The organism is Endozoicomonas sp. SESOKO3 (assembly GCF_024606255.1).
In genome coordinates this window covers 1-3126 of the sequence record NZ_JAHHPR010000549.1, presented here as the reverse complement: position 1 = coordinate 3126, position 3126 = coordinate 1, and the positions used below count along the sequence as shown (strand labels likewise).

The 3126-nt window shown below is 48.3% G+C and carries 3 protein-coding genes; 2 read left to right on the top strand and 1 reads right to left on the bottom strand.

Annotated elements, in window-relative coordinates; translation table 11 throughout:
- On the top strand, positions 1–1173 hold a 1173-nt coding region (locus KDK18_RS09535), incomplete at its 5' end, for a hypothetical protein (RefSeq protein WP_257254671.1).
- 58 nt (positions 1174–1231) lie between these two features.
- A complete protein-coding gene (locus KDK18_RS09530) occupies positions 1232–2869 on the top strand; it encodes a polysaccharide biosynthesis/export family protein (RefSeq protein WP_257254670.1) in 1638 nt (545 codons plus the stop codon).
- A gap of 63 nt (positions 2870–2932) precedes the next feature.
- On the opposite strand, the gene KDK18_RS09525 is transcribed toward KDK18_RS09530, so the two are convergent.
- Positions 2933–3126, bottom strand: a 194-nt coding sequence (locus KDK18_RS09525; protein ID WP_257254669.1) for a hypothetical protein, incomplete at its 5' end; no start/stop codon positions are given.

Below are 3126 nucleotides of genomic sequence, written 5' to 3'. Positions count from 1 at the left end.
CCACCGAAGTCTAAAAAGCCCGACGCGCCTGCTTACACGATCAAGAAAAAGCTAAAAAGGCTTAAACTGACTCATAAGCTTAAGTCGGCGCTGCTGACTCATCAAACCGGGCAGTGGTTTACCGCTATTGTTCTGGTTCCCTGGGCAATCGCTGCAATATACTTTACCCTGATCGCTTCCGACCGTTATGTTTCCGAAGCCAGCTTCCTTATTGAGCGAAGCGACTCAGGTGGCGGCTCTATTGAGGGGCTGAGCCTGTTCGGCGTGACCCCACAAGCCAGCAATGACCAGCGAATTCTGGAGACCTTTATACAGTCACCCGACATGCTGGACTACCTCAATCAAGAGGTGAGCCTGAGACAACATTACATTGAATCTGGCGACTGGATCTCCAGACTCTCCCCATCTGCCAGCCAGGAAGACTTTCTCGACTTTTATCGCAGTCATATCAACGTTCGATACAATGATACCAATGGCATGGTGGATATGGAGGTTCAAGGTTTTGAGCCCGAATACACCAAAAAAATCACCGACCTGATTCTTCTAAAGAGCGAGAGTTTTGTAAATGACATCAGTCACAATCTGGCTAATGAACAGTTGACGTTTGTCCGTTCAGAAGTTGAGCGAGCAGAACAAAGACTCAAGGACTTCACTCGCAGACTGCTGAATTTCCAGAACGAAACCGGTTTGCTGAGCGTCGAGGAACAGGGAGCCGCCCTTAACGGTATTATGAATGAGCTTCAGGCAGAATTGATCAGAAGCCAAACCGAATTGCAGACCCTGACTTCTTATCTGAACGAGAACTCAAGCCAGGTCATTGCATTAAAACAACGGATCAGCGCGCTTCAGTCACAGATCACCACAGAAAAGGACAAGCTGGTCGACAGTGGATCTACTTCGCTGAACGATCTTGCCGCTCGACAACAAGAGTTACAACTGGATCTGGACTTGGCTACCCAGGCCTACACATCGGCACTGGTTGCACTGGAAACAACACGCACCGAGGCGAGTCGTAAATTAAAACAGCTGGTTGTAGTCAGTAGTCCGTACCAAGCGCAGGATGCCAAGTACCCCAAGGTGGCCTACTCCCTCATCAACATACTGCTGGTTTTGCTGATGATTTTTGCGCTGGCCCGTATGATTCGCGCCACCATCCATGAGCATCGTGATTGACGAAAGACCAATAAAACAGCATCGTTAAAGCATTCCCGATTTCCAAGACTATGAATCTATGAAACTACCACTCATTTCATCAACAGCCGCTCTCATGCTGAGCATGGCGGCTTATGCAAACACAGCGATCCCGGAATCCACAGAAACAGAAACCGTGGGCCCGGAACTGGTTGAAAACGTCACCCAGCGTACGGTATTCGGTCAAAATTTATTTGATGGCTTCAAGCAGGCCGAGTTTAAAGGGTTCAACCCTGAGTACACTCTGGCCATTGGCGACAGAGTCACTCTGCAAATGTGGGGAGCCTATGAAGTTTCCGTCGAACTCACGGTCGACGCCCAGGGCAATGTCTTTATCCCACAAGTAGGCCCTGTAAAACTGGAAGGCGTTGCCAACAGAGACCTTAACCAGGTGATCGAGAAAAAAGTTCGCAGTGTTTACCAAAAGAATGTCAACGTCTACGCCAGCCTGAATGCAGCAGAACCGGTCAAACTGTTTGTGACCGGCTTTGTGCAATCACCCGGCCTTTATGGTGGCTTCTCATCGGATTCAATACTGGCCTTTCTGGCAAAAGCCGGGGGTATACGCCCAGAGTCTGGTAGTTACCTGAATGTTGAATTAAAACGTAATGGCAAGACCAGAGCCACCTTTAATCTCTATGAATTCCTTCTTACAGGCACCATTGAACAGATTCAGCTGGGCGATGGTGATACCCTCGTTGTCAACACACGACAAGGTGTTGCTGCCTTTGACGGACTGGTAGAAAACCCTGTTCAGATTGAATTCGCCAACGGCCAGACAGCTCTGAAAGACGCACTGGATATGGTCGGTGTATTACCCGAGGCCACCCACGTTCGAATTGCCAGAAACCAAATGGCCAAGCGTAACGTGGAATACCTGCCTATTGCTAAAACAACCGACGTCCAACTCCAGAGTGGCGATGAAGTCACCGTTGTTTCTGACAAAATGCCCGGAACCATCAGCGTTTCCGTGGAGGGCGAACACAATGGCCAGGCCGTTTATATCCTCCCTTATGGCAGCACCATTAAAGATCTCATGGCCCGCCTCTCCCCTAACGACCGCTCCAACATAGAAGCGATGCAACTCTTCAGAGAGTCAGTAGCAGAACGCCAAAAAGCCATGCTCGATGTACAGTTGAAGCAGCTTGAACAAGCGGCACTCTCAGCACGAAGCAAAAGCATAGGCGAAGCCAATTTAAGAAAAGCCGATGCAGACTCAATCCTTCAGTTCGTAGAAAGAGCCAGACAGACAAAACCACGTGGTCAGGTGCTGTTAGGTCAAAATAAAACTCGCATGGACGTATTGCTGAAAGACCAGGATAGAGTCGTTATTCCTAATAAAACCGTTCTGGTTCAGGTGCACGGCGAAGTTATGTTCCCTAATGCCATGGTTTTTGACAATGGCAAGACTATAGCGGATTACGTTTCCTCAGCAGGGGGATACTCTCAAAAAGCAGATCAGTCCCGTGTCCTGATACTCCATAGTGACGGCACTATTTCACGTATTGAGTATAACGACGGCTGGTTTAGCGGCGGCCTCGCCAAATACGACGTTAAACCCGGCGATGAAATTCTGGTTATGCCACAAGTGGATGAGAAAACCATGCAGTACACCAGTGATATCATGCAGGTGATTTATCAGGTGGCTATGAGCACCGCCGTGGTATTGAGCTTGTAAGGTGGCAATATCGGCAGCATACTGCGTTCAAAGCCTTCTGATCTTTGAGACGAACAATGCCACTCAATACAAAATATCTATCTCTTTTTGAGCATAATTGGTCTGTGTCTCAAGATGGCCTTGCTCAAGCATATATATTGGCAGAAGAGTTTGTCGAAGAACTGGAAGGTATAAGTTGGTTCGAACAACATAGATTGAAGTCGCCTGAGGTATCAGGACAGTGAAAACATTGGAAACGGGCATTGAAGGTCTTAAAA

What these genes read in the sequence shown, in the direction of transcription:
- KDK18_RS09530 (WP_257254670.1), top strand. Translation starts at nt 1,232, where the DNA reads ATGAAACTACCACTCATTTCATCAACAGCCGCTCTCATGCTGAGCATG.